General features: G+C 57.1%; 15 protein-coding genes. 7 read left to right on the top strand and 8 right to left on the bottom strand.

Annotated elements, in window-relative coordinates:
- Positions 1-5: 5 nt before the first annotated feature.
- Complete coding sequence (locus ACGY09_RS13475) at positions 6-2,054, bottom strand: PrkA family serine protein kinase (RefSeq protein WP_373649732.1); 2,049 nt, start codon at positions 2,052-2,054, stop codon at positions 6-8.
- Between the two features lie 508 nt (positions 2,055-2,562).
- On the opposite strand from ACGY09_RS13475, the gene ACGY09_RS13470 reads away from it, so the two are divergent.
- From ACGY09_RS13470 to ACGY09_RS13450, 5 genes are all read left to right on the top strand, one after another.
- The gene (locus ACGY09_RS13470) at positions 2,563-4,923 is read left to right on the top strand and encodes an ABC transporter permease subunit/CPBP intramembrane protease (protein WP_397568124.1); all 2,361 of its coding nucleotides are present in this window, start codon (positions 2,563-2,565) and stop codon (positions 4,921-4,923) included.
- A 934-nt stretch (positions 4,924-5,857) separates the two neighbouring features.
- Positions 5,858-7,207 (top strand): DUF1501 domain-containing protein, encoded by a 1,350-nt coding sequence (locus ACGY09_RS13465; protein WP_373649734.1) that lies wholly within the window; start codon positions 5,858-5,860, stop codon positions 7,205-7,207.
- Between the two features lie 342 nt (positions 7,208-7,549).
- Positions 7,550-8,299, top strand: coding sequence for a ribonuclease III (gene rnc, locus ACGY09_RS13460; protein ID WP_375314948.1), 750 nt, complete (start codon positions 7,550-7,552; stop codon positions 8,297-8,299).
- Between the two features lie 196 nt (positions 8,300-8,495).
- Entirely contained in the window at positions 8,496-8,882 is a 387-nt protein-coding gene (locus tag ACGY09_RS13455) for a hypothetical protein (RefSeq protein ID WP_397568123.1), read from the top strand.
- A gap of 47 nt (positions 8,883-8,929) precedes the next feature.
- Positions 8,930-10,255: an ArnT family glycosyltransferase gene (locus ACGY09_RS13450; protein WP_397568122.1), complete on the top strand. Its 1,326-nt coding sequence runs from the start codon at positions 8,930-8,932 to the stop codon at positions 10,253-10,255.
- Positions 10,256-10,369: 114 nt separating this feature from the next.
- On the opposite strand, the gene ACGY09_RS13445 is transcribed toward ACGY09_RS13450, so the two are convergent.
- From ACGY09_RS13445 to ilvB, 4 genes are all read right to left on the bottom strand, one after another.
- On the bottom strand, positions 10,370-11,098 hold the full coding sequence (locus tag ACGY09_RS13445) for a CvpA family protein (protein WP_373649738.1): 729 nt from the start codon (positions 11,096-11,098) through the stop codon (positions 10,370-10,372).
- Between the two features lie 87 nt (positions 11,099-11,185).
- Positions 11,186-13,009 (bottom strand): GspE/PulE family protein, encoded by a 1,824-nt coding sequence (locus tag ACGY09_RS13440; RefSeq protein ID WP_397568121.1) that lies wholly within the window; start codon positions 13,007-13,009, stop codon positions 11,186-11,188.
- Positions 13,010-13,209: 200 nt separating this feature from the next.
- Positions 13,210-13,596, bottom strand: coding sequence for a hypothetical protein (locus ACGY09_RS13435; protein WP_397568120.1), 387 nt, complete (start codon positions 13,594-13,596; stop codon positions 13,210-13,212).
- Between the two features lie 215 nt (positions 13,597-13,811).
- On the bottom strand, positions 13,812-15,602 hold the full coding sequence (gene ilvB / locus ACGY09_RS13430; RefSeq protein WP_373649741.1) for a biosynthetic-type acetolactate synthase large subunit: 1,791 nt from the start codon (positions 15,600-15,602) through the stop codon (positions 13,812-13,814).
- Positions 15,603-16,109: 507 nt separating this feature from the next.
- Here ilvB and ACGY09_RS13425 point away from each other — a divergent pair.
- Positions 16,110-16,580: a hypothetical protein gene (locus ACGY09_RS13425; RefSeq protein ID WP_373649742.1), complete on the top strand. Its 471-nt coding sequence runs from the start codon at positions 16,110-16,112 to the stop codon at positions 16,578-16,580.
- 100 nt (positions 16,581-16,680) lie between these two features.
- Here the strand turns inward: ACGY09_RS13425 and rpmA are convergent, their stop codons facing one another.
- A complete protein-coding gene (gene rpmA, locus ACGY09_RS13420; RefSeq protein WP_373649743.1) occupies positions 16,681-16,950 on the bottom strand; it encodes a 50S ribosomal protein L27 in 270 nt (89 codons plus the stop codon).
- A 159-nt stretch (positions 16,951-17,109) separates the two neighbouring features.
- Positions 17,110-19,125, bottom strand: coding sequence for a TolC family protein (locus ACGY09_RS13415; RefSeq protein WP_397568119.1), 2,016 nt, complete (start codon positions 19,123-19,125; stop codon positions 17,110-17,112).
- A gap of 424 nt (positions 19,126-19,549) precedes the next feature.
- Here ACGY09_RS13415 and sppA point away from each other — a divergent pair, with 424 nt between their 5' ends.
- A complete protein-coding gene (gene sppA / locus ACGY09_RS13410) occupies positions 19,550-20,581 on the top strand; it encodes a signal peptide peptidase SppA (protein ID WP_373649745.1) in 1,032 nt (343 codons plus the stop codon).
- 87 nt (positions 20,582-20,668) lie between these two features.
- Here the strand turns inward: sppA and ACGY09_RS13405 are convergent, their stop codons facing one another.
- Positions 20,669-21,382, bottom strand: coding sequence for an endonuclease/exonuclease/phosphatase family protein (locus ACGY09_RS13405; RefSeq protein ID WP_373649746.1), 714 nt, complete (start codon positions 21,380-21,382; stop codon positions 20,669-20,671).
- Positions 21,383-21,457 lie beyond the last annotated feature (75 nt).

Below are 21,457 nucleotides of genomic sequence, written 5' to 3'. Positions count from 1 at the left end.
GGTCATCAATCTCGTTTTGCATCTCCTCGGGCGAAGATACTGGCGACGTACTGCAGGACATCCGTGGCCGATTCATCGTTGTAGCCAAAGTTCTTGATCAGTCGTCCCTTCACCACATCGATCTTTTCCTGCGTATCCTTGTCGACGACGTTCGAGACCAGGCTCGTGAGCTTGATCGTGTCTTTCTGGTCTTCGAACAACTTCATTTCGAGCGCCTTATGCAATCGCTCGTTCGTTTTGTAGTCGAATTTCTTCCCGTCCAGCGAAAGCGCTCCGATGTAGTTCATGATTTCACGACGGAAATCATCCTTACGCGTTTCAGGAATATCGATTCGTTCTTCGATCGACCGCATCAGGCGTTCGTCCGGTTGCTCATCCTGACCCGTGAACTTGTTGCGGACTTTTTCCCTCTGGGTATAAGCCTTCACGTTGTCGATGTAGTTAGAGCAGAGCCGCATCAACGCTTCTTCGTCGGCGGCAATGGCCCGCTGAACTTCGTTCTTGACGACGTCGGTGTATTCGTCTTTGACCACCGAGATCAGCCGTCGGTAGCTTTCTCGCGTCTCTTCGTTGGGGATCAGCGAGTGATGCTGCAGGCCATTTTCGAGTTCGTTGAGAACCATGAACGGGTTGATGCAGGTCGATTCCGTATTGTTCACGAGCGCGTTGGAGATTTTGTCTTGAACGTATCGGGGTGAGATCCCCTGCAACCCTTCGTGCTTGGCTTCCTTTCTCAGTTGCTCGATGTTTTCTGTCGTGAATCCGGGAAGCGTTTTCCCGTTGTAAAGTTTCAACTTCTGCAGCACCGTGAGTCCGTGGTGCTTGGGTTCCTCGAGCCGGGTGAGTACCGCCCAGGTGGCGGCAACTTCCAGCGTGTGCGGAGCAATGTGTTTCCCGCGGACCCGGCGTTCGTTGTAATCCTTCTCGTAGATCCGCAGTTCATGACCCAGCTTGGTCACGTACGGGATATCAATTTTCACGGTACGGTCGCGGAGTGCCTCCATGAATTCATTCGACTGAAGTTTGCGGAACTCGGGTTCGTTCGTGTGACCGAGGATCACGGTATCGATATCGGTTTGTGCAAACTTCTTCGGCTTGATTTTGTGCTCTTGCGATGCACCCAGCAGGTCGTAGAGGAACGCCACGTCGAGCTTCAGGACTTCGATGAACTCAATCATTCCCCGATTTGCGACGTTGAATTCGCCGTCGAAGTTAAATGCGCGGGGATCGGATTCCGAGCCGAATTCCGCGATTTTGCGATAGTTGATATCCCCCGTCAGCTCGGTGCTGTCCTGGTTCTTTTCGTCCTTGGGCTGGAATGTACCGATGCCAATCCGGTCCTGTTCCGACAGGAAGAACCGTTTGACGACGATCCCCTGAAGGACCTTGGTCCAGTCGCCGTCGCACTTCTCAAGCCGCTGCTTGAAGATGAACCTGCTGAGTGGGCAGACGTCCCCGTGAATTTCGACGGTGTACTGATTGTTTGGATCGCGCCCTTCGTTCAGCGACGAGCAAACTTCATTTCGGAAGGCTTGCGGGATCAGTTGCAGCGGCTCGCTGTTCATGGGATCCCAGGTAATCGAGCCATCGTCTTCTTTCCAGCCAAAGGTGTAGAGGGCTCCTTCCGGCTTACGACTGTACCGTTGCAGCCCCTTCTTCAAGAGGCGGGCGATGGTGCTTTTCGAACTCCCCACGGGTCCGTGCAGCAGCAGCACACGCCGCTCGCTGCCGTACTTGAGTGCCGCAGAACGGAAGACGTGCACAAGTTGAGTTAACGGCTCAGTCAGACCAAAGATGGCATCTTCGCCACCGGTGTCCGGATCGTCGAAGAACCGGTAACGAACTAACCCCTCGCGCCGACCTTCGTCGACGGGGTAAGTTCCGTACGTCATGATCATGTCATACATCCGCTGGTGCGCAGTCCGTGTGACTTCGGGCTGCCTGCGGACGATATCGAGGTACTCGTCGAACGTTCCCTGCCAATGTTCCTGCCGGTAGGCGTCTGCGTTTTGGCGTGAAGAAAATTGCTGTAGCAAACTTTGCCCAGTGCCCATATTCACCGAATCCTTGTGTCAAAATTCGAGCATGAATCGGGCCGTGCGAAGTCGCTCGGATGAGGTTCACGCTCGCGACAGGCATGTGATCTGTTGCACTGCTCGGGACGTCTTGTTCGCGTCCGTCATTCGAGCTGCCAGATGACCGGCCCTGTCCTTGCAATTCAGAAAGTGGTAAAGAACAGCAAATTCATGCCGCCACGGCACCGTGTGCATCGAGGCGCTCGATCTGAGAACCCTGACTTCGCGAGTCATCCAATTCCCACCGCCGCTACCAACCGTTCGAGACTTTGCTCACCAATCCTCGCCCCTTTAAGGCGACCGGAAGTTGGTGACGGACTTCAATTGGGTGAACGCATTGGAATTATCACACCTCGACGGGTTCCGGCAAGACCAATGTTGGTACGTCGTCTTGCTTTGACCGGGATGTCTTCGGTTTTTGGAATTGCCACACGTACGATCTGATGCTCTTCTCGTCTGACCCCCGCCATTGGGAATTCTGTGCTTCATGAACTGGCGAAACGTTTTTCTGATCTTCCATCGTGAGGTACTCGATCAGCTTCGAGATCGGCGAACGTTGTTCATGGTCGCCGTTCTTCCGCTGTTGCTCTACCCCCTGCTGGGGATCGGCACGGCGCAAATGACCACGTTGTTCTCTGAGCAACCCCGACGTGTCGTCGTGCTGGGGGCGGACCAACTTCCGCCCGAATCACTCATCGATCAGGACCGGTTTTCGGTAAGGTGGTTTCGACAGCCGTCCGAGCAAAATACTTTGCACGTCATCACAGAGCCTGCGCTGGCATCGAAGCCCTCCGAAGAGGTTCCGCCCTCGGCGCGCGATGAGAACGAAATCAGTCTGGCCGAGGCCCGGCATCTGCGAGACCTGATTCGGGAACGGCAGGGCATTGAACGAGTACTTGTCGATCGTGATGAGTCCTCCGGTGCTGACGCGCGAACGTCCGACGCCGATCGACTCCGCGAACTGCAATCGCAAATTCGATCTGAGTTTACTCGCAGTGGAATCGATGTGCTGGTTCTGATTCCACCTGATTTCCGCCAGGCGCTGGAACAGCGCAGGCAGCGATTGATCGAGCGAACCGCCGCGATGGACGAGCCGGCCGAGTCGAAGTGCTATCTGGTTCTGGATAGTGCCAGTGACAAGTCACAGATCGCATCGCGGCGGGTTCTGGACGTCATGCAGGCCTGGGAGCAAGCGATCCTGAAACAGCAGCTTGAAGAGAGTCAGCTTCCCCCGGCGCTCACCACACCCCTTCGTCTGAGTGAGCTGGATATCGCTGACCGGAATCTGGTTTCGGCCAGTATCTGGGCCAAAATTTTTCCGGCGCTGCTGGTGATGATGACGCTGACGGGGGCCTTTCATCCGGCCGTCGACATGTGCGCGGGAGAGAAAGAACGGGGGACGATGGAAACCCTGCTGATCTCGCCCGCCCGGCGTACAGAAATTGTGATGGGGAAGTTCCTGTCCGTCCTGCTGTTCAGCATGACGACTGCGGTGTTGAACCTGGCGAGTATCGGGATGACGGCGGCCTACATGGCGTCACTGGCTGTCGGAGGGGCTTCCTCTCGGCTGGGGGGGCTGACATTTCCTCCTGTCAGTTCGCTCGCGTGGTCCGTCGTGGTTCTCATTCCACTGGCCACACTCTTCAGTGCGTTGTGTCTGTCCCTGGCAACGTTCGCTCGCAGCAGTAAGGAGGGGCAGTATTACCTGTCCCCCTTGCTGATGGTGACGCTCGGATTAACGACGTTCTGCATCTCTCCCGGGACGGAAATGCAGCCGTTCTTCAGCGTGATGCCCGTGATTGGTCCCGGGCTTCTGTTGAAAGGTCTGATGCAGGCGAACGGTCCCGACTACCAGACCTATCTGTATGCGGTTCCCGTGCTGGTGACCTCGGCGGGTTACAGTCTACTGGCCTTATGGTGGGCCATCGAACAGTTTCGCAGCGAAGAGATTCTGTTCGGTGAGGCCGAGCAGTTCAGCCTGGATCGCTGGTTCAGACAGGTGCTGCGTGACAGACAGCCCGTCCCGACGTTCTCGCAGGCGGTCATCTGTTTCGTGCTGATGCTGCTGGTTCAGTTTGCTTCGTGGAAAGCCATCCAGTCCACCCTCCTCGGTACCACGATCGAATATCAGGGGATGTTTCAGATTCGAATTCTGATGCTCCAGCAGGTCTTTCTGATTGCCGGGCCACCGTTGGTGATGGGGGGACTGCTGACCACCAGTCTGCGACAGACGTTCTCGTTGCGATGGCCCGGGATGACGCGGCTCGTGCTGGCCGCTGTTCTCGCCGTTTCGTTACATCCCCTTACATTAGAGCTGATGGCCCTGACTCAATGGTTCTTCCCCCCGCCTCCGCCGGGAGTCGTGGAGTTGATGAAGCAGTTGAAGGCGATGAACCCCGGTCTGACCCTGCTGGCTATGGCGGTCACCCCGGCGCTGTGCGAAGAAATTGCCTTTCGGGGTTATCTGCTGTCGGGCTTTCGCCGCAGCCAGCGTGCGGGGCTGGGAATCTTCCTCTCCAGCTTTGCTTTCGGTTTGATTCACATGATTCCTCAGCAGGTCTTCAACGCGTTTCTGCTGGGGCTTGTTCTCGGGCTGACCTGCGTCAGGACAGGCAGCTTGTATCCTGGAGTGGTCTTTCACTTTGTCTACAATTCGCTGGGTGTCCTGCATGATCGATGGGGCAGCAACGTGCCGACAAATCATCTGTGGGGGTACTTCTTTCGTGGGGAAGATCAATTGCTGAGGTACCAGCCGGCTCTGATCTGCCTGCTGGTTCCGACAGCCGCCCTGCTGCTGTACCTGCTGACGAGATCAGGAACGAATTCCGCGCAGGAGATTTCCTCGTGACAGGCATTCCATCAAGTCAGGAGGGGTTGGTACCGGAGTCGCCTGGCGTGAGCGAGTGTCCGGGTTGTCGCGCGAAGTTTGTCTGCGAGCTGACACAGGGCTGTCGCGCCTGCTGGTGTATGCAGCTTCCCGCAGTGATGCCCCTGAATCCGGCAACGAGTTGCTTGTGCCCTGATTGCCTGGGCAGGGCGATCTCGGCCCGGACATCACCCTCCGAGTCACCGCTGGTTGCCTCTCAGGCAGTCCCGTCGTCTCTGCCTCAAAAATGAGGTCGAGCTCTGATGTGCCACAATGGCGGCCCCTCCCGACCCTCGGCCAGTCCACGGAACGACCAGTCCCAAGCCAATCGAGCGAGGATCAGAAACGCGGGTTTGACATCGCACTTGGGGAAATGTCGGACTCACCCGAATCATCGTGATCTGGACGCGGCGATTGTGCGTTTAAATACATGGGTTTGACTGTGGGTACTCAATGGTTCTCTCGCGGGAGATTGTGATGTTGGTTTGTGAGGCTTACGGCAGCTTTGTCGGTTGCTGAGCCTCTTCTGTTCCGTGTCTCCATCCCGGGGGCGGACGGTGCGAAGGTCCTGATCCAGAATTCCCGATGTATAAACCGTGGTCGCCGGGTTGCGGCAGCAGAAATCCTGTTGACGCCGGAAATACCCCGTAATCGGTAGCAAGTCATTTTGAGTCAACGAACTATGTCGTTAATCGTCCTCACGGAAGGGGATTGCCCCCGCAGGTAGAATGGGGGAAACGGCAGAACGAAGGCGATTTGGAATTCGGAGCTTGACTGGTTCAATTTGAGTTTGTTAGGGTTATCGATAAGTCACCTTTGAAATCAAAGCGACCCGCCCTCCCCCCCGCCCGGCTGATTGCTGGCCGAGCGGAGAATCCCACCTAGGCAACAGTGAATTCGCGAAAGGAACGGCGTTATGCTCACACTTTTCGGTAAAACAGCTAAGTACTGTGATGGGGTGACTCGTCGTAGCTTTCTGAAGATTGGCGGTTTTGCGTTCGGTTCGGCCGCCTCGCTCTCTTTGGCAGATGTGCTGCGCGCTGAGCAGTCCAAAGGAACGCATTCCCCTCATAAAGCCGTCATCAACATTTTCCTGGGTGGCGGCGCGCCGCATCAGGACATGTGGGATGTGAAAGTCGATGCACCTCGCGAGATTCGAGGTGAATTCGACCCGATTCGGACGAATGTTCCGGGAATCGAGATTTGTGAGCTCTTCCCCAACATCGCATCGATGATGGACAAGTTCGCGATCATCCGCTCGGTCGTCGGAAACGACGGCGCGCACGATGCCTTCCAATGCAACACCGGTTGGCAGCGTAACAGCATTGCTTCGGTCGGTGGCCGGCCGAACATTGGTGCGGTTGTTGGAAAGCTGTTTGGTCCCACCGACCCCGGTGTTCCCCCCTCGGTGGCGCTGGCTGAAAAGACAGCACACGGGCCCTGGTCTGATCCTGGATCAGCAGGATATCTCGGCGCTGCTTATCAGGCCTTCAAACCACAGGGTGAAGGGACCTCTGATATGCGTCTGAACGGCATGTCTCTTGACCGATTGCAGGACCGCAAGTCGCTGCTGAACGGTCTTGATCTGCTGAAACGTGAAGTTGATGCATCGGGCATGCTGCGCGGGATGGACGCCTTCTCCGAAGCAGCCTTCGGCGTGTTGACGTCGAGCAAACTGGTCGACGCGCTCGATTTGAGTAAGGAAGATCCAAAGATCCGTGCACGCTATGGCGACGGCAAGCCTTACAAGTACCAGTACGACGGATCGCCGACGTGTAACGAACACCTGCTGATCGCCCGCAGACTGGTGGAAGCCGGGGTCCGTTGCGTGACACTTTCGTTTGGACGCTGGGACGCTCACTCGGCGAACTTTGACATGGTTCGCGATCATGGATCAAAGCTTGATCAGTGTGTCAGTGCTTTGGTTCAGGACCTGCACGAACGGGGCATGCTCGAAAATGTCACCGTGCTTGTGTGGGGCGAGTTCGGTCGAACACCACGCATCAATCCGCAGGCAGGTCGCGATCACTGGCCACAGGTGAACAGCGCGTTGCTGGCCGGCGGTGGTATGCGAACCGGACAGGTCATCGGATCGACGAACCGTCTTGGTGAGTACGCCAAGGATCGGCCCGTGGATGTCCAGGAAGTCATCGGGACGGTCTATCGTAATCTGGGGATCGATCCCATGACGACGACTCTGAAAGACCCGACCGGGCGTCCTCAGTTCCTCGTGGACCATCGCGATCCGATTATGGAACTCGTCTGACCTCATCTGGCTCTCGGGCCAGGCTGAGGACGAGCTTCCGCAGTAAACGAGCACCGGCAGTCTTCCCCGCAAGGGAAAGGCTGCCGGTTGCCTTTTCCGGCTGGAAAATGTTGTCCCCCTGCCGTCGATTCCCAACCCTCAGGGGGTGTTCTGATGGTCAGTGACTGCGAGATCTGATCGAGGACGGTTGTTCGAAAATCGAGCTTCCGATTGACAGCCATCCCGGCACGAAATATAGAAGACAAGGAGCTTGAGATCAGGGGTAGTACGGATTTTCTTCCGTCCCACCTCAGATCCCGCGCTGGACGGTATCGTCCGAACCATCCGCGGCGGGGAACATTCATGTCTATTACTTCTATAACTTCTGATTTGGAAGATACGCTTAGCGCTTGTGAAAGAGCCCTCGACTACGAATTTCGGGATCGCTCTTTGTTGCTGAGATGTCTCACACACTCGTCGATTGCCCGCACCCGGCTCGATTCCAACGAGCGACTGGAGTTTCTCGGCGACGCGATTCTGGGGACCGTTGTCTGTGAGCTCTTGTTCCGTCGGTTCCCGGAGAAGACGGAAGGCGAACTGACCCGCATTAAATCGGTGGTCGTTAGCCGAACGATCTGTGCCAAATTGAGTGGTGAGCTGCGGCTGGGTGAGTTTCTGCGCTTGGGGAAAGGGCTGTCGGAGTTCGAGAACATCCCTGTTTCCGTGCAGGCAGCGGTTTTCGAATCGATCGTGGCCGGATTGTATCTCGACGGCGGGATGGATGTCGTCAAACCGTTCCTGATCCGACTGCTTGAGCCTGAAATCGATCGCACGATCGAATCGTCCTACGGGCGCAATTACAAGAGCCTGCTGCAGCAACTGGTTCAGAAGAATCAGCGCGGAACTCCGATGTATCAGCTCCTTGATGAATGCGGTCCTGATCATCTGAAGTGTTTCAAGATTGCGGCCATCGTGGGAACGGACATCTTCCCTCCCGCCTGGGGACCCAACAAGAAAGAAGCCGAGCAGCGCGCGGCCGAGAATGCTTGGTGCCTGCTTCAGGGGGAGTCGGCTCCCTTCGCCGCGGATGACGGGCCCTATACCGTCCAATGAACTCGGTCCAATGAACACGGTTCGATGAAGACAGTTCAATCAAGACGTTCCATGAGCTCATTCCGTCATAAGCCGGGAAGAAAACTCCTTGGGTGCCGCTGATCGGTTCGTTCTTGCGACCGAAAATCGGTAGGCTGTAGCGGGTCGTTGCTTCCCGACGGTTGATGTGGACGGATCAGTCACTGGAGAGTTCGTAATGCATGCTTGTGGGTCATTTTTGATTCGTTGTCTGGTTCCCCTGTTGCTGGTCTCCGTCGCCCAGGCGGAACCGCTCACACCGGCTGAGGCAGCAAAAAAGATCAACGAGAAAGTCGTTCTGCGGATGGAAGTGAAGTCGACAGGAGGGCGTGGTAACCGCTATCTCAACTCGGAAGAGGACTTTAAGAACCCGGCAAACTTCACCATTTTTATCTCCAAAGATGACCTCGAAAAATTCAAGAAAGCGGGCATCGAAAAGCCGGAAGAGCACTTTAAGGGGAAAGTCGTCGAAGTGACGGGCACCGTCGTGCTGGAGATGGGAAAGCCTCAGATCAAGTTGAAGGAGCCTGAGCAGATCAAGGTGGTGGTGAAGGAGAATCCCTGAAGGCTCGTCGGTCGCATCCGGTTTTCCGATAAGAAAAGTAATTGTCCATGGATGCGTCTAAACAGCGTTCCCGCCCCGAAAGGTTGGGGCTCATCCTGCTTCTGATGCTGGCGGCGGGACTGCGTCTCGCCGTGATTTTGATGCATCCGGATGAACTGACACAAGACCGCGATGCCTACCTGGGGATCGCAACCGGCGTCGCACAAGGACGCGGATTCAGCAGTCCCGGTAGCACTCAACCGACAGCCTACCGGCCACCGCTCTACCCGCTGATGCTCGCTGCGGGACTGATGGCATTCCCCGCACCGATCGTAGTTGCCGGAATCAATCTGGTCGCGGGAGTGCTCGGGGTCTGGTTGACCGAGCGACTGGGAAATCTGCTGAAACTTGGTCGCAGTCGCTTCCTCGCCGCTGGGTTGGTGGCCATTGACCCGATGCTGCTGCGTTATGTCAGTCAGCCGATGACAGAATCCGTCTGCACCCTGCTGGCGGTCTTGTGGATGTGGTCTGCTTCTTTGGCTCTCACATCCCCGAAGGACCGAGCCTGCTGCCGTTGGCTCTTCAGCGGCCTGAGTTTTGGGTTGCTCGTCCTGTGCCGTCCGACATTCTGGCCCATCGTCCTCTTCTGGTACGGGGGCAGTTATCTCGTCCATCGACGGCAGCGGTCGGACAATCCTGGTTCCCCCTGGACCAGTCTGGCGTCGCAGTGGATTTGCTGTGCGACGGGAACGGCGCTGGTCGTTGGTCCCTGGCTGGTTCGGAACTGGTGGGTCCTGGGGGTCCCGATTCTGACGACCACCCATGGGGGATACACACTGTTCCTCAGCAACAATCCCGTGTTTTATCACGAAGTCGTTCAGCAGCCTTGGGGAACTGTCTGGCAGAACCAGAGCCTGACCGAATGGCAGGCGGATATCGAATCGCAGATTCAGCAACAACTGGGAGCCGAGGCGTCTGAAGTCGTACGAGACAAGTGGTATTCACAGCAGGGGCGAAAGACGATTGCGGCGGAACCACAATTATTCGCCAAAGCAACACTGCATCGCGTCCGCAGCCTGTGGAATACCGTTCCCCAAGGAGAAGCCGCTGAGCAGGTTTCAGGAAATCTGGTCTTGGCGATCGGCTGGTACTACGGGGCAATTCTGATTCTTGGATTCTGCGGAGCGATCCTGATCGGGGCCAGGCGAGGCTCGACGGCGTGGCTGCCGCTCTACGCGATGATCGTGACCGTGCAGTTGGCGCATCTGGTCTACTGGACGAATGCACGAATGCGTGCTCCGCTGACCCCGGCCATCTCACTCTTCGTTGCAGGAGCGGTGTCGCGGAGCGTTCGTCCTCGCGAAGTTTCGCCTCCCGACCACGGTACCGAATAGGCCCGCGATGGAAGCGAAAGTGGTCAACCTCGGGGGCCTTGATCGGACTCACCGGGGCCTGTTGTTCGGCGGACGAAACTCTCGGACGACGACGACTGGAAAGCAGACATCCTGCTAGAAGCCGGGATTGCTGACCCCGCCGGGGCCCGTGGGTGGAGTGATCTGCTGAACGGGGGGAGCGGGAGTCGAACCGGCTAAATGGTTGCCGATGCGCTCACGACGCTGAGCATAGCGGATGGGAAATGAGGACCAGATGCGGTTCGGATAGGGCCGGGCCGGGTCACCGATCTTTTCGTATCGGCCGTCAAACGCGTGAACGACGACAATGTCCTGGTTGCCGATCTTGTCTTTGAAAATGGCTCGAGCAAGCGGCTTTTCAGAAACGTACTGCACGAACCCCAGCCACTGCCGGTCAGGAGCATTGCCGAAGAAGTTATCCCGCTCTGGTTTGAAACCCAGAAACTCACGTGGAAGAGGGGCGGTGTGCAGGGCGGTCAGGAAGATGGCCACGGTGAGGTATCCGGTGATCGCTCCGAAACCCCACTTTCCCACGGTGTCGAGGATCGGGATGACCTGGATATAGCTGGGTGCCAAATGCTCCGTTCCCATTCGCAGCGCGAAGACGAGCGCCGTGAACAGTCCGAGCAGTGCGACCACATCGGCGTAGTCGTCACCGACGATGCCGCGGATGGCATTCGCCAGCGGTTCGAAAAAATTCATCGCCACAAGGCCTGCCAGCAAGGTACACAAAAAGGTCTGTGCCGCGCCCCAGATCCCTTCGCTCGACACGAGCCAGGTGACGACCCCAACGACAACCAGCAGTGCAATTTCAATCAAAGACATGATGTTTCAGACCTGTTGACGTTGAACAATGTCGCTGAGTTGTCCGGTTGTAACTCTTCGATGTCGCAGGAATTGCACGCGAGCGGTTTACTTGACCACTCGCTGAAGCTCTTCGATGGATGTGGTTCCTTTCACGACCAGTCGCAGACCTTCTTCTTTCATATACAGCATGCCGTTTTTACGGGCTTCGGCCTTGATGGCAGACATGTTAGGGGACTCGCGGATCAAATCCCGCAACCGGTCATTAATTACCAGCAGTTCAAAGACACCGACACGACCGACGTAACCGAGCCCATTGCAGGAAGGACAGGTCACTTGAGAGCGGGTGGGTGGCCGGAAAAACTTATCGACCTTGTCCGCGGGAAGTCCGATCTTCTGAAGCAGGTCGGCGGACGGCTTGTAGGCTTCCTTGCAGTCCTGGCACAGTTTCCGCACCAGTCGCTGACCAAGAATTGCCGAGATCGAACTGGCCAGCAGGAACGGCTCGACTTCAAGATCGATCAATCGGAAAAGTGCGGCAATGGTGTCGTTGGCGTGAATGGTCGAGAAAACCATGTGACCGGTGTTTGCGGCCTGGCACGAGATCTTGGCCGTTTCGCCGTCACGAATTTCCCCGATCATGACCACGTCAGGGTCCTGCCGCAGAATGCTTCTCAGTGCGGTGGCGAATGTCTGGCCCGCCTTGGAATTGATTTCAATCTGCGTGACATTCGGCATTCGGTATTCGACGGGGTCCTCAACCGTGATGATGTTGTTCTCATACGCGTTGATTTCCTGCAGGGCGGCGTAAAGGGTCGTCGACTTACCTGCACCGGTGGGACCACACGTCAGGAACATGCCGTGCGGCTGGCTGACGATGCTTTGCATCTGTTCGACAAGCTGCTTCCGCATTCCCAGGTCGACCAGCGTCTTCGCAGTGGCTCCCTTATCGAGAATACGGATCACCATCTTTTCGCCACCCTGCAGACCCTGGGTAGCGACGCGGAAGTCGATGGTCCGTCCTTCCATCTCGGCACGGAAGCTCCCGTCCTGCGGCTTGCGCCGTTCGGTGATGTCCATTGCGGACAGAACCTTGAAGATGTTGACGAGGGCATCCCCCGTGCTGCGATCGAATGGTTCAGCGGGATACATCACGCCATCGATTCGCAGACGGACGGACATTTCCCCTTCTTTGGGCTCCAGGTGGATGTCCGTGGTGCGACGCAGGATGGCGTCGTAGATCAGTTCTCGAGCCGCGATGTAGCCCGATGAGCTTTCGACCTGCCGCGATCGATCGACTTCGCCAGCCCCTTTTCCTGACTTTCCGATCAGGCGAATCGGCGGTCCTCCCGCAACGCTGCGTGCTTCCTTCGCATTCAGTTTGACCCCCAGTCGCGCCAGGGTTCGCAAGGCGACCGACTTGAGATGCCGTGGGGTCAGGATTTTTGCTGAATCCGGAACCCGTTTGTTTCGCTCAGAAGCGTAAATACCGAGCGGAATCCCGTAACCGGCGGTCATCGCCAGGAAGCTGAGGAGCCCACTGGGGGCACACAGCGCAAGGACGAATCCCGAAACCCCGGACAAGAGGACGACAGAGTTCCAAATGAGAGGACGAACTTTCAGGTCGTGAGCGTCCGTGTCGATCCAGTTCGCCGTCCAGACCCAAAGTACAAACAGCCCCAGCAGATAGACCAGCATCACATTGTGAAAATAGAACCCGCGCAGTTCCGGCCGCGAGGGATGGCTTCCGCGATAAAACCCGCCGGGGACAGGCGGGTAGGCATTCGCGTCTCGAACAGCGGTGCCGACCGGGGAGACGGCGGGTGCAGCTTCGGGCCCCTGAGCGAGCGCCTGACGCGAGCTGGTCAAACCGATCAGTGCTACCAGAATGAACAGGCAGATCGGTAGAAAAGCTGAGGGGGGTTTCATCATGGATCGCTGCTTGAACAGTATTCACTGAAAAACCGGATTCGAACACACCTTCAACGCTGCCACGCCCGTTCGCATCGTGCCCGAGGCCTCGATCACGCGAGCGGAATTTTGACACAAAGTCGTTTTAATATGCATCGAATACGGGAGTCACACCAAAGTTGCAACCCGATGAAGAAAAGTCCAATGTAAATCTCGCGGAATCATTCGGCTTCGCGGTGAAATTCTTCCCAGCGGCTCCAGGCGTAGGTCCACTCCATCCACATTCGCATCAGCGACCACAGCAGACGCATCTTGGACAAGTGAGTCGATGGAATGCGGCCCGTAGATTCCACGGCGCTCCGGGCAGCGTCGGCCAGGCCCCAGCGTGATCCGAGTGTGCGGCAGATACCGTCGGCCGAAAGATCCGGGTCAGAGTCGTCTTCGGTATACCCGGCCCCGTTCGCGGTCACGAACAGTTCGAAGAGCTCCTTCCGCAGCGGGTCGAGTTCCAGCGGCTTCGTTTCGCGTTCCGCCAGGAGGATGATTTCTTCGAGACGGTCGACAATCCTGGTGGCCAGATTGGAGGTTTCATTCAGAGAGGAGGACATGACCCGATCCTTAGCGGTGGAGAGACAAGGAATCCGGAATCGTCAGCTCGGCCTCTGGTCCCGCTCCGGCATGAATGGGGGCGACATTCGTCAGAGAGGTCGCAGAGTGGAAGCTCACGATCCGCAGAAATGCGCCCTTCTTGAGCGAGGGAATGCTCAAGAAGGGCGGAAAAGTGAGCTGGCAGTCATCGCAATGGTTGCGACGTGTCGGAACATTACTCGAGGATAATGTCCTTGACGGTCTTGCCACCGGGGATCATGGGCAGGACGTGCTCCTGGTAGGGGCAGATGACGTCCAGCACATAGGGGCCATCGTAATCCAGCATGGCCTTGAGAGCCGCCGGGAATTCCTTCTTGCTGCGAACCTGTGCGGCACCCAGTCCGAATCCCTTCGCGATCTGGACGAAGTTCGGGTAGGTCTCTTCGTAGTGTCCCCCCTCGCCTGCTCCGACCGCTTCCGGATGATCAACGGGTCCCAGGTAGGTGTGAGCACGATTTCCTTCGAGGAAACGGTCTTCCCACTGCATCACCATCCCCAGGTGCTGGTTGTTCAGCAACAGCGTCTTGACGGGCAGGTTTTCGCATTTCAGCGTCGCCAGTTCCTGCACGTTCATCAGCATGCAGCCATCGCCGTCGATGTCGACCACCAGTGAGTCCGGATGCGCGGCCTGAACACCCATGGCGGCTGGCAAACCGAAGCCCATGGTTCCCAAGCCTGAACTGCTCAGCCAGCGTCGAGGGCGATCAAATTTGTAGAACTGTGCCGCCCACATCTGGTGCTGACCCACGCCCACGGTGATGTACGTGTCGCGATCCTTGGTCTGACGCCACAATTCTTCGATTGCGTACTGAGGGATGATGTAGTCACCGCTGTCTTTCACGCGAAGCGGGTACTGCTTCTTCCAGCCATTGACCTTATCCCACCACTCGTCGATCTTGGGGACGTCATCGTCCGCGATCATCGCGTTCAGTCCCTGCAGCACTTCCTTGATGTTGGCGACCACGCCGATGTCGGCGACTTTGTTCTTGTGCAGTTCTGACGGATCGATATCGACGTGCACCACTTTGCCGTGCTGAGCGAACTCGCTGAGCTTCCCGGTCACGCGGTCATCAAAGCGAACACCAAACGCCAGCAGCAGGTCTGCTTCGTTGATTGCGTAGTTTGAGTACACCGTGCCGTGCATACCAAGCATATGCAGGGATTGGGGGTCGTCGCCGGGGAAACAGCCGATCCCCATCACGGTCGTGGCAACAGGGATTCCGGTCTTGCGAGCAAACTTCGTGAATTCTTCCGACGCGTTGGCCTGGATGATCCCGCCCCCGGCATAGAAGATCGGCTTCTTGGATTCCCGGATCATTTTCAGGATCGCGCGAATCTGGTTGGGATGAGCCCGTCGAACTTCCGGATGGTAGCCGGGCAAGTTCATTTCGGGATCATAGTCCACGTCCCAGGTCACCTTGTTGAGCTGAACGTCCTTGGGGACGTCGATCAACACAGGACCAGGTCGTCCCGTGCGGGCAATGTGGAATGCTTCCTTGATGACCCGGGGGATGTCTTCTGTTCTGGTCAGCAGATAGTGATGCTTGGTGATGGCCCGACAGATTTCGACCATCGGGGTTTCCTGAAAAGCGTCACTCCCGATCAGGTTGGTCGGAACCTGAGCCGAGATGGCCACCATGGGAATGCTGTCCATCTTGGCGTCGGCGATTGCCGTCACCAGATTCGTCGCCCCGGGACCACTGGTCCCCATGCAGACGCCCACGCGATCCGTGGTTCGCGACACGCCTTGTGCGGCGAACGCACCACCTTGTTCATGGCGTGGCAGGATGGTTCGAATCTCGGCGCTGCGATGCGTCAGCGACTGATGCAGAGGCATGCTGCAGCCGCCCGGATAGGCGAAAATGACGTCGGTTCCCTGTCGAATGAGGCACTCGACGAAGACATCGGCCCCGGTCAGCGTTTGCGTGGCGTTTGACAATGGCTGGCTGGCGGAGATAGTCGACACGATCAGTGTTCCTCAAACAAGCAGTTGGACATGGGAAACGTCGTTCCCTGAAGCAATAAAACAGGCCCGGCCGCGACCGCAACCTGACAATCAGTCTATACATGCAAATGGCGAGTTTCGAGTGCTCTTTTAGTGGCAGGGCGTTTTTGTCGGGAGAAAATGCTGTAACTCGTGTTTAATAAGTGACTAAGGGTGATTACGGGAGGCCGTTCAGCGGCTTCCCGCGAGACGGTCGAGTTTGCCCGAACGGAAGTCTTTGTCGCGGTAATGGCGGAGCGGAGTTTCGGAATCCCGTACAGCCGCGATCACGAAGTTGTCCTGACGACCTGAGGCCTGATTCCGCCCCCTCAATGGACGGTTTCAGGGATCTCCGACAGCAGAAAAGACAATCGTCGTACGAATCTTGTTATGATGAGCGTTTTGGGCCAACAAGGTTCGTCTGAGTCAGGTCCTGTCGCTGGCGGCGCACATTCGGATGAGGGTGCGGTACGAAAGAGCAGGTGAAGTATGGTCTGGGTTTGGACGCTGGCATTCCTGCTGTTGTGTCTCGTGGGCTTTGCATTCGCCGCGATCCCCCTGGCGGCACAGTGGCAGCGGCGCGACGCACGTCAGGCGGTTCAGTTGTTCCATCAGCGTCGCGAATTGCTTGAAGCCAAGTTCTTTGACCTGGCTCAGTCGGTGGGAAAGCCCCGCGGTTTACGTTGGGTCGACTGCGAATGGTCCGACGATGTGACGTTCGGTCGAGATAAAACAACTCGCCTGTTGACGGCATTCGTGGGCGTCAACATCCGGTTTGAAGCGATTGAAGGAGGTGATATGGAAGACGTTGCGGCTGTTTCGACAGTGCGTGATGCGACTGCCCTGTTTCACTTCCATCAGGGGGCCTGGGGGACCGGAGGAAAGGCGCTCTTCAATATGAATCCCAAAGACGCGCTGGAAAAGCTGGTCGCTCAGTTTGAGCCCGTCTCGGTGATTTGAAGTCGCTGGAGAGAGGGCAAAAAATAAGCCCTCACGGAAATCGGGTGACCGTGAGGGCTTATTTTTGATTGGGTGGATGGATGTTGTCCATCCCATTTCATCAGTTGTTTTCAGCAGCAGCAACTTCTTCTGGGCTGATGTTGATTCGGCGACCTTCCTGATCGAAGAAGATTCGTCCGCTGACGAGGGCGAACAGAGTGTAGTCGCGGCCCATGCCGACACCCTTGCCGGGGTGCCATTTGGTGCCGTTCTGACGGATCAGAATGTTGCCGGGAATCACGACCTGACCACCGAACTTCTTAACACCAAGTCGTTTTGCCTTGGAATCACGACCGTTACGGCTGGACCCTTGTCCCTTCTTATGTGCCATGCTGAATATCCTCCGATTCGACGAGCCTGTTTATTCCGCCATAGTCTACGAGTCATGCCGAAAGAGGCCGTCGCAGATTGTCTTGATATTTCGCGCTTTCTCGGCGCGGACCCGAATTGTGGTCGAAACAGGTTGAATTCGCAAGGTTATCCCGCAAATTCACTCTGGCGAGGGGGAAGACTCCTCTGATGAGGGAGATTCTTCCGCTTCCGCGGGGACCGAAACCTGGTAATGAGATGTCGAGGGAATCATGTTCCCTTCGCTGACGATGGGACCATGCGTCCAGGGAAGAGGGTGTGCTTCAGGTAGCCCGCGATGAGCTTCCCGATCTGCCGCATCTTCGTAAGCCTTGTCAGGCCAAGGCCCTTCATTCAGCGAGATGGCATTGTAATCCAGCAACGTCCCTTTTTCCAGTTGCACGTTCTTGATCGCCAACTGGTACTCGACCAGCGACCGGTAGAACGCCGTGTCGGCATCTGACTGGCGACGCTGAGCATCCAGGAGCGTATCCAGGGTCGCATTTTCTGCCTCGAACGCCGCTTTGACGGCGGCGAGCTGTTCTGCTGCCGCATTCCGGCGATTGAAGTTCGTTTCGACGACGGTATAGGCCCGTTCAACCTCGGAGATCGAGTTGCTGAGGTCGTAGACGATATATCGCTCCTGCTCGAACAGCAGTTGTCGTTCTCGTGCGAGTTGCAGTTCGGCATGCCGTACTGCGGCATACGCACGGCGGAAGCCGATCGGAAAGGTCAACTCGACCCCGGTCTGCCATTCCTGGAAATCGCCCGTCACGAGGTCGCCGACGGCGTTGTTGAACTGGCCTGATCCGCCGTTGGGGAACAGATCGTTACCAAAACCCCGCCAGCGATAGCGACCGGACAAATTCAGTTGCGGCAGCAGGAAATTCTTGTTGGCTTCCAGTTCCGCTTCTCGCTTTTTGATCTGCCACTTCTGACGGCGGAGTTCTGCACGTCGCGTCAGCGCCTCCATCAGGCTGCAATCCCAGTTGTATTCGATCCGGGCCCGCAGCGGTTCATCGCAGGGACGGATCAGACTTCCGTCGCTGATGGGCAGACCGATCAGCAGACGCAAGCGGCGTTCGGCGACAAAGACACCACCCGTTCCGCGGAAAGTTCCCCCGGAACTTCCGTTCACGTTTCGAGTTCCGTCCATCAGTTTTCCACTGAGGGCGTTCTGGGCATCTTCCTGGAAGCGGTAGTATTGTTCGCGTGCCTGCGCCTCTTTCTGTGCCTCGCCCCCTTTACGCGGACCGAGTGCCTCGATGGTTCGCCACGTCTCCAGGGCGGCATTTCGAGCGGCCACCTTGGCATCGAGATCACGATAGGCGAAGTACAAGTCCCAATAGGCGTTCTCGACATCGCTGATGAAGTTACGAACACCAATTTCGAAATCTGCCAATGCAACGTCGGTATTGATACGGGCAATCACGACCCCGTAGACGAAGCCGGGCACGGCGTTGGGACCTGCAATTCGGTTAAAGCGGGTTCCCGCACCCTGCAGCAGCGGGTGTTTGACTTCCATGTCCATCCAGGTTGTGAATGCACTGGGGAATGCGTTACCGGGGGCGTTGTTGGCGTCGTACTGAGTGTAGTTCTTGACGGCGAACTGAGTACCCGTCGCTGAAGTCTTTGACAGTTGAGTCTGCCAGACGGAAAAATCCTGCCGCAGCAGGCGCGTTCCCCCGCCGAAGAAGACGTTATTCAGTGCCCGGTTGTTGTGTTCGACCGAGGCGTTGGTGGTGAACTGAGCATCGAACGCACTGAGGGCCGCTTCGATACCATAACGTCCATCGGTTTCGACCAGCGAGGGGTCGTTCACAGATCGGGCCGTGTCCGGGGCTCGCAGAACAGTGGCCCCCAGGTCTTTCATTACCTTGGAGTTGGCGAGTGCATGCTGCATTGCCTCTTCGAGCGACATTTCCACATAACTCTGTGTCTCCAGGCTGGTCAGCGAAATCGGCTGAGGAGTGGAGTAGAGCGGATCATTCGTGTCCGTCCCCTCTGGGACTTCAATGTGATGTGCAAGATGAGCGTAGTGGACAGTGTCGACACCGGACGATGCCGCTGGTGTTTTGGCGTGGCGCATGCAGCCGCCGACGATCAGGCTGACACAGGTCAACCCTAAGCACGCTCTCCACGTCAAGCCCGGCCGCATTCTCGTCCTCCTTGACGAGCGAGTCTGATTTCAGACCCGGTCAAACACTTCCTGCTGCTGTTCCGCATCATCTCATCGGCACCCGTCTCGACAAAGAGGGCGTAAAATCGATTCAAACCGGCGGGTTTGAGGCGGTAGTTTCGTCACGAACGCGAATGTTTCTCTGTTTTGCCTATTGTGAATTGGTTCTCACGTGCACACCGCGTGGGACATCGATTCGCTCGGGCCGGCCGAAAGCGGGAATTGAATCAGCGCTGTGGCCTGATTCCTCTCTTATTCTCAAGCGGGAAGGGAATTCCCCAACCGGACGGTCTTGCGCAGCGTATTCCTTTCCCGTCCGCACTCTGGACTGGCTGCCATGCCGAGACTACGCTGCAGGAACCGCTTTGCAGCGGCCAATTGGACATCGGAGAATTTCTGAAACATGAACGACACCACGATCGTGACTCCCCCCGGCAAAGCGGGACAGCCGCAGACCATTCTCGTGCAGACCCAGGCACCGAGCATCTGGAGGGGCTGGCTGATCAAGTTTCTGCTGGCGGCTCTGGTGATGTCGCTGCTGTTCAATTTCGGCCTGTACTCGGCCTACCGCCAATACTTCTCTCAAGTCGATCCTCCCCGCGAACGGTTCCATTCGGGAAGCGAGACTGCCAGAGAGAAAGTGGCTGTCCTCAAGGCGGAAGGGACGATCATGCCTCCCTTCACCGAACGCCTGATCCAGCAGATCGAACATGTCACGAAAGATGACAACGTCAAGGCCGTCCTGCTGGTCATTGATAGCCCGGGGGGGTTGGTGGCTGACAGTCATCAAATTTACCATCGCCTGCAAAAACTGCGGGAAGTGAAGCCCGTTTATGTTCAAATGAAGCGGATGGCGGCTTCGGGCGGTTATTACATCGCGATGGGGGCCGGCCCTGAAGCGAAAATCTTTGCAGAGCCGACAACCTGGACCGGCTCGATCGGCGTCATCCTTCCCCGTTATGACTTCAGTAAGCTGGCGGACAAGTTCGGTGTCACGTCTGATTCCCTGAAGACGGGTCCCTTCAAGGATGCTTTGAACCCTTTCAAGCCGCTGGAGGAACCGGAACGAAAGCTCTGGGCGGATATCATTGATCAGTCCTACCAGAAGTTCATCTCGGTCATTGATGAGAACCGCGAACCGCTGGACCGGCAGGCGGTCGAAACCATTGCCACGGGGCAGATCTTCACCGCCGATGACGCTCTGAAGAACAGGATGATCGACGAGATCGGGTACGAGGAAGATGCACTGGAAGCGCTGCGGGCCAGGATTAATCTAAAGAACCCGCGCATCGTCAGCTACGAAACTCCTTCGTCCGTGGTCGATCTGTTGCTGGGGGGGAAAGCTCAGCAGTCGTCCGACCCGTGGAAGTCCTTCGTCGAATCGACGGTCCCTCGTGCGATGTATTATTGCTCGTGGCTGCCTCCCCTGCCCTGAGCCGATGTGACTGGGTTCAGTGATGTGACTGGGTTCAGTTAAGGAAACGCGTCATCCCCAGGGCGAGGTATCGGTCCCCCCGCGCCGTCAGCGAAGTTCAAAATCGACGATCAGCGGCAAGTGGTCGGACGCGTCCCGGGCGAGTTTCCGATGGGCAATATGGGCCGACAACCGCGCAAACGTCCCGCGCCAGAATACCTTGTCCAGGGCCCCCATCGGCAGGTAAGCCGGAAACGAACGGAAGCGAGACGGGGGCGACGTGAGCTGTTCAAATCGGTGAATCTGGAAGGGGCCTTTTGCCAGGGTATTCCGCCAGTCATTGGTATCCCCGATGATCAGTTGCGGCAGGTTTCCCCCCTCGCGGAACAGGTGATGTTCCAGCAGACGGCGACTCTGCCAGTGCCGTTCACGCTCGGCCAGTCCCAGATGCCAGTTCACCAGATGCAGTAACCCTTGAGGCGTCTCGATCAGGGCCATCTGCGCGCCGCGCGGCTTCTTCGTCTGCAGCGTCAGTTGAACTTGATGATGGCTCTGAAAGGGCCAGCGGGACAGCAGCAGATTACCGTACCCACCCGTCTTCGTATGCACATTCAACTGGTACAGTGAATGCGGAAGTTCCAGTTTCTCGGCGAACAGGGCGGGCTGGTTGTCAAACCGGCTTCGGCCGACGTTCCGATCCACTTCCTGCAGACAGACAATGTCGGGGGCTTCTGCCGCGACAACATCCATAATCCGCTGAATCCGATAGCGGCGATCGCGTCCGCCGATCCCTTTGTGAATGTTATAGCTCAAGACTCGCACGCACTTTGCTCCGCTTGATTGTCGATGTCTGCCCCAATGTATGCGATCGACCACTGGAATCTCAATTTCAACTTG

The sequence above is a fragment of the Schlesneria sphaerica genome, assembly GCF_044336245.1.
Classification (GTDB): Bacteria; Planctomycetota; Planctomycetia; order Planctomycetales; family Planctomycetaceae; genus Schlesneria; species Schlesneria sphaerica.
Note: the sequence above shows the minus strand (reverse complement) of the source record. Positions and strands in the feature narration are given on the sequence as shown.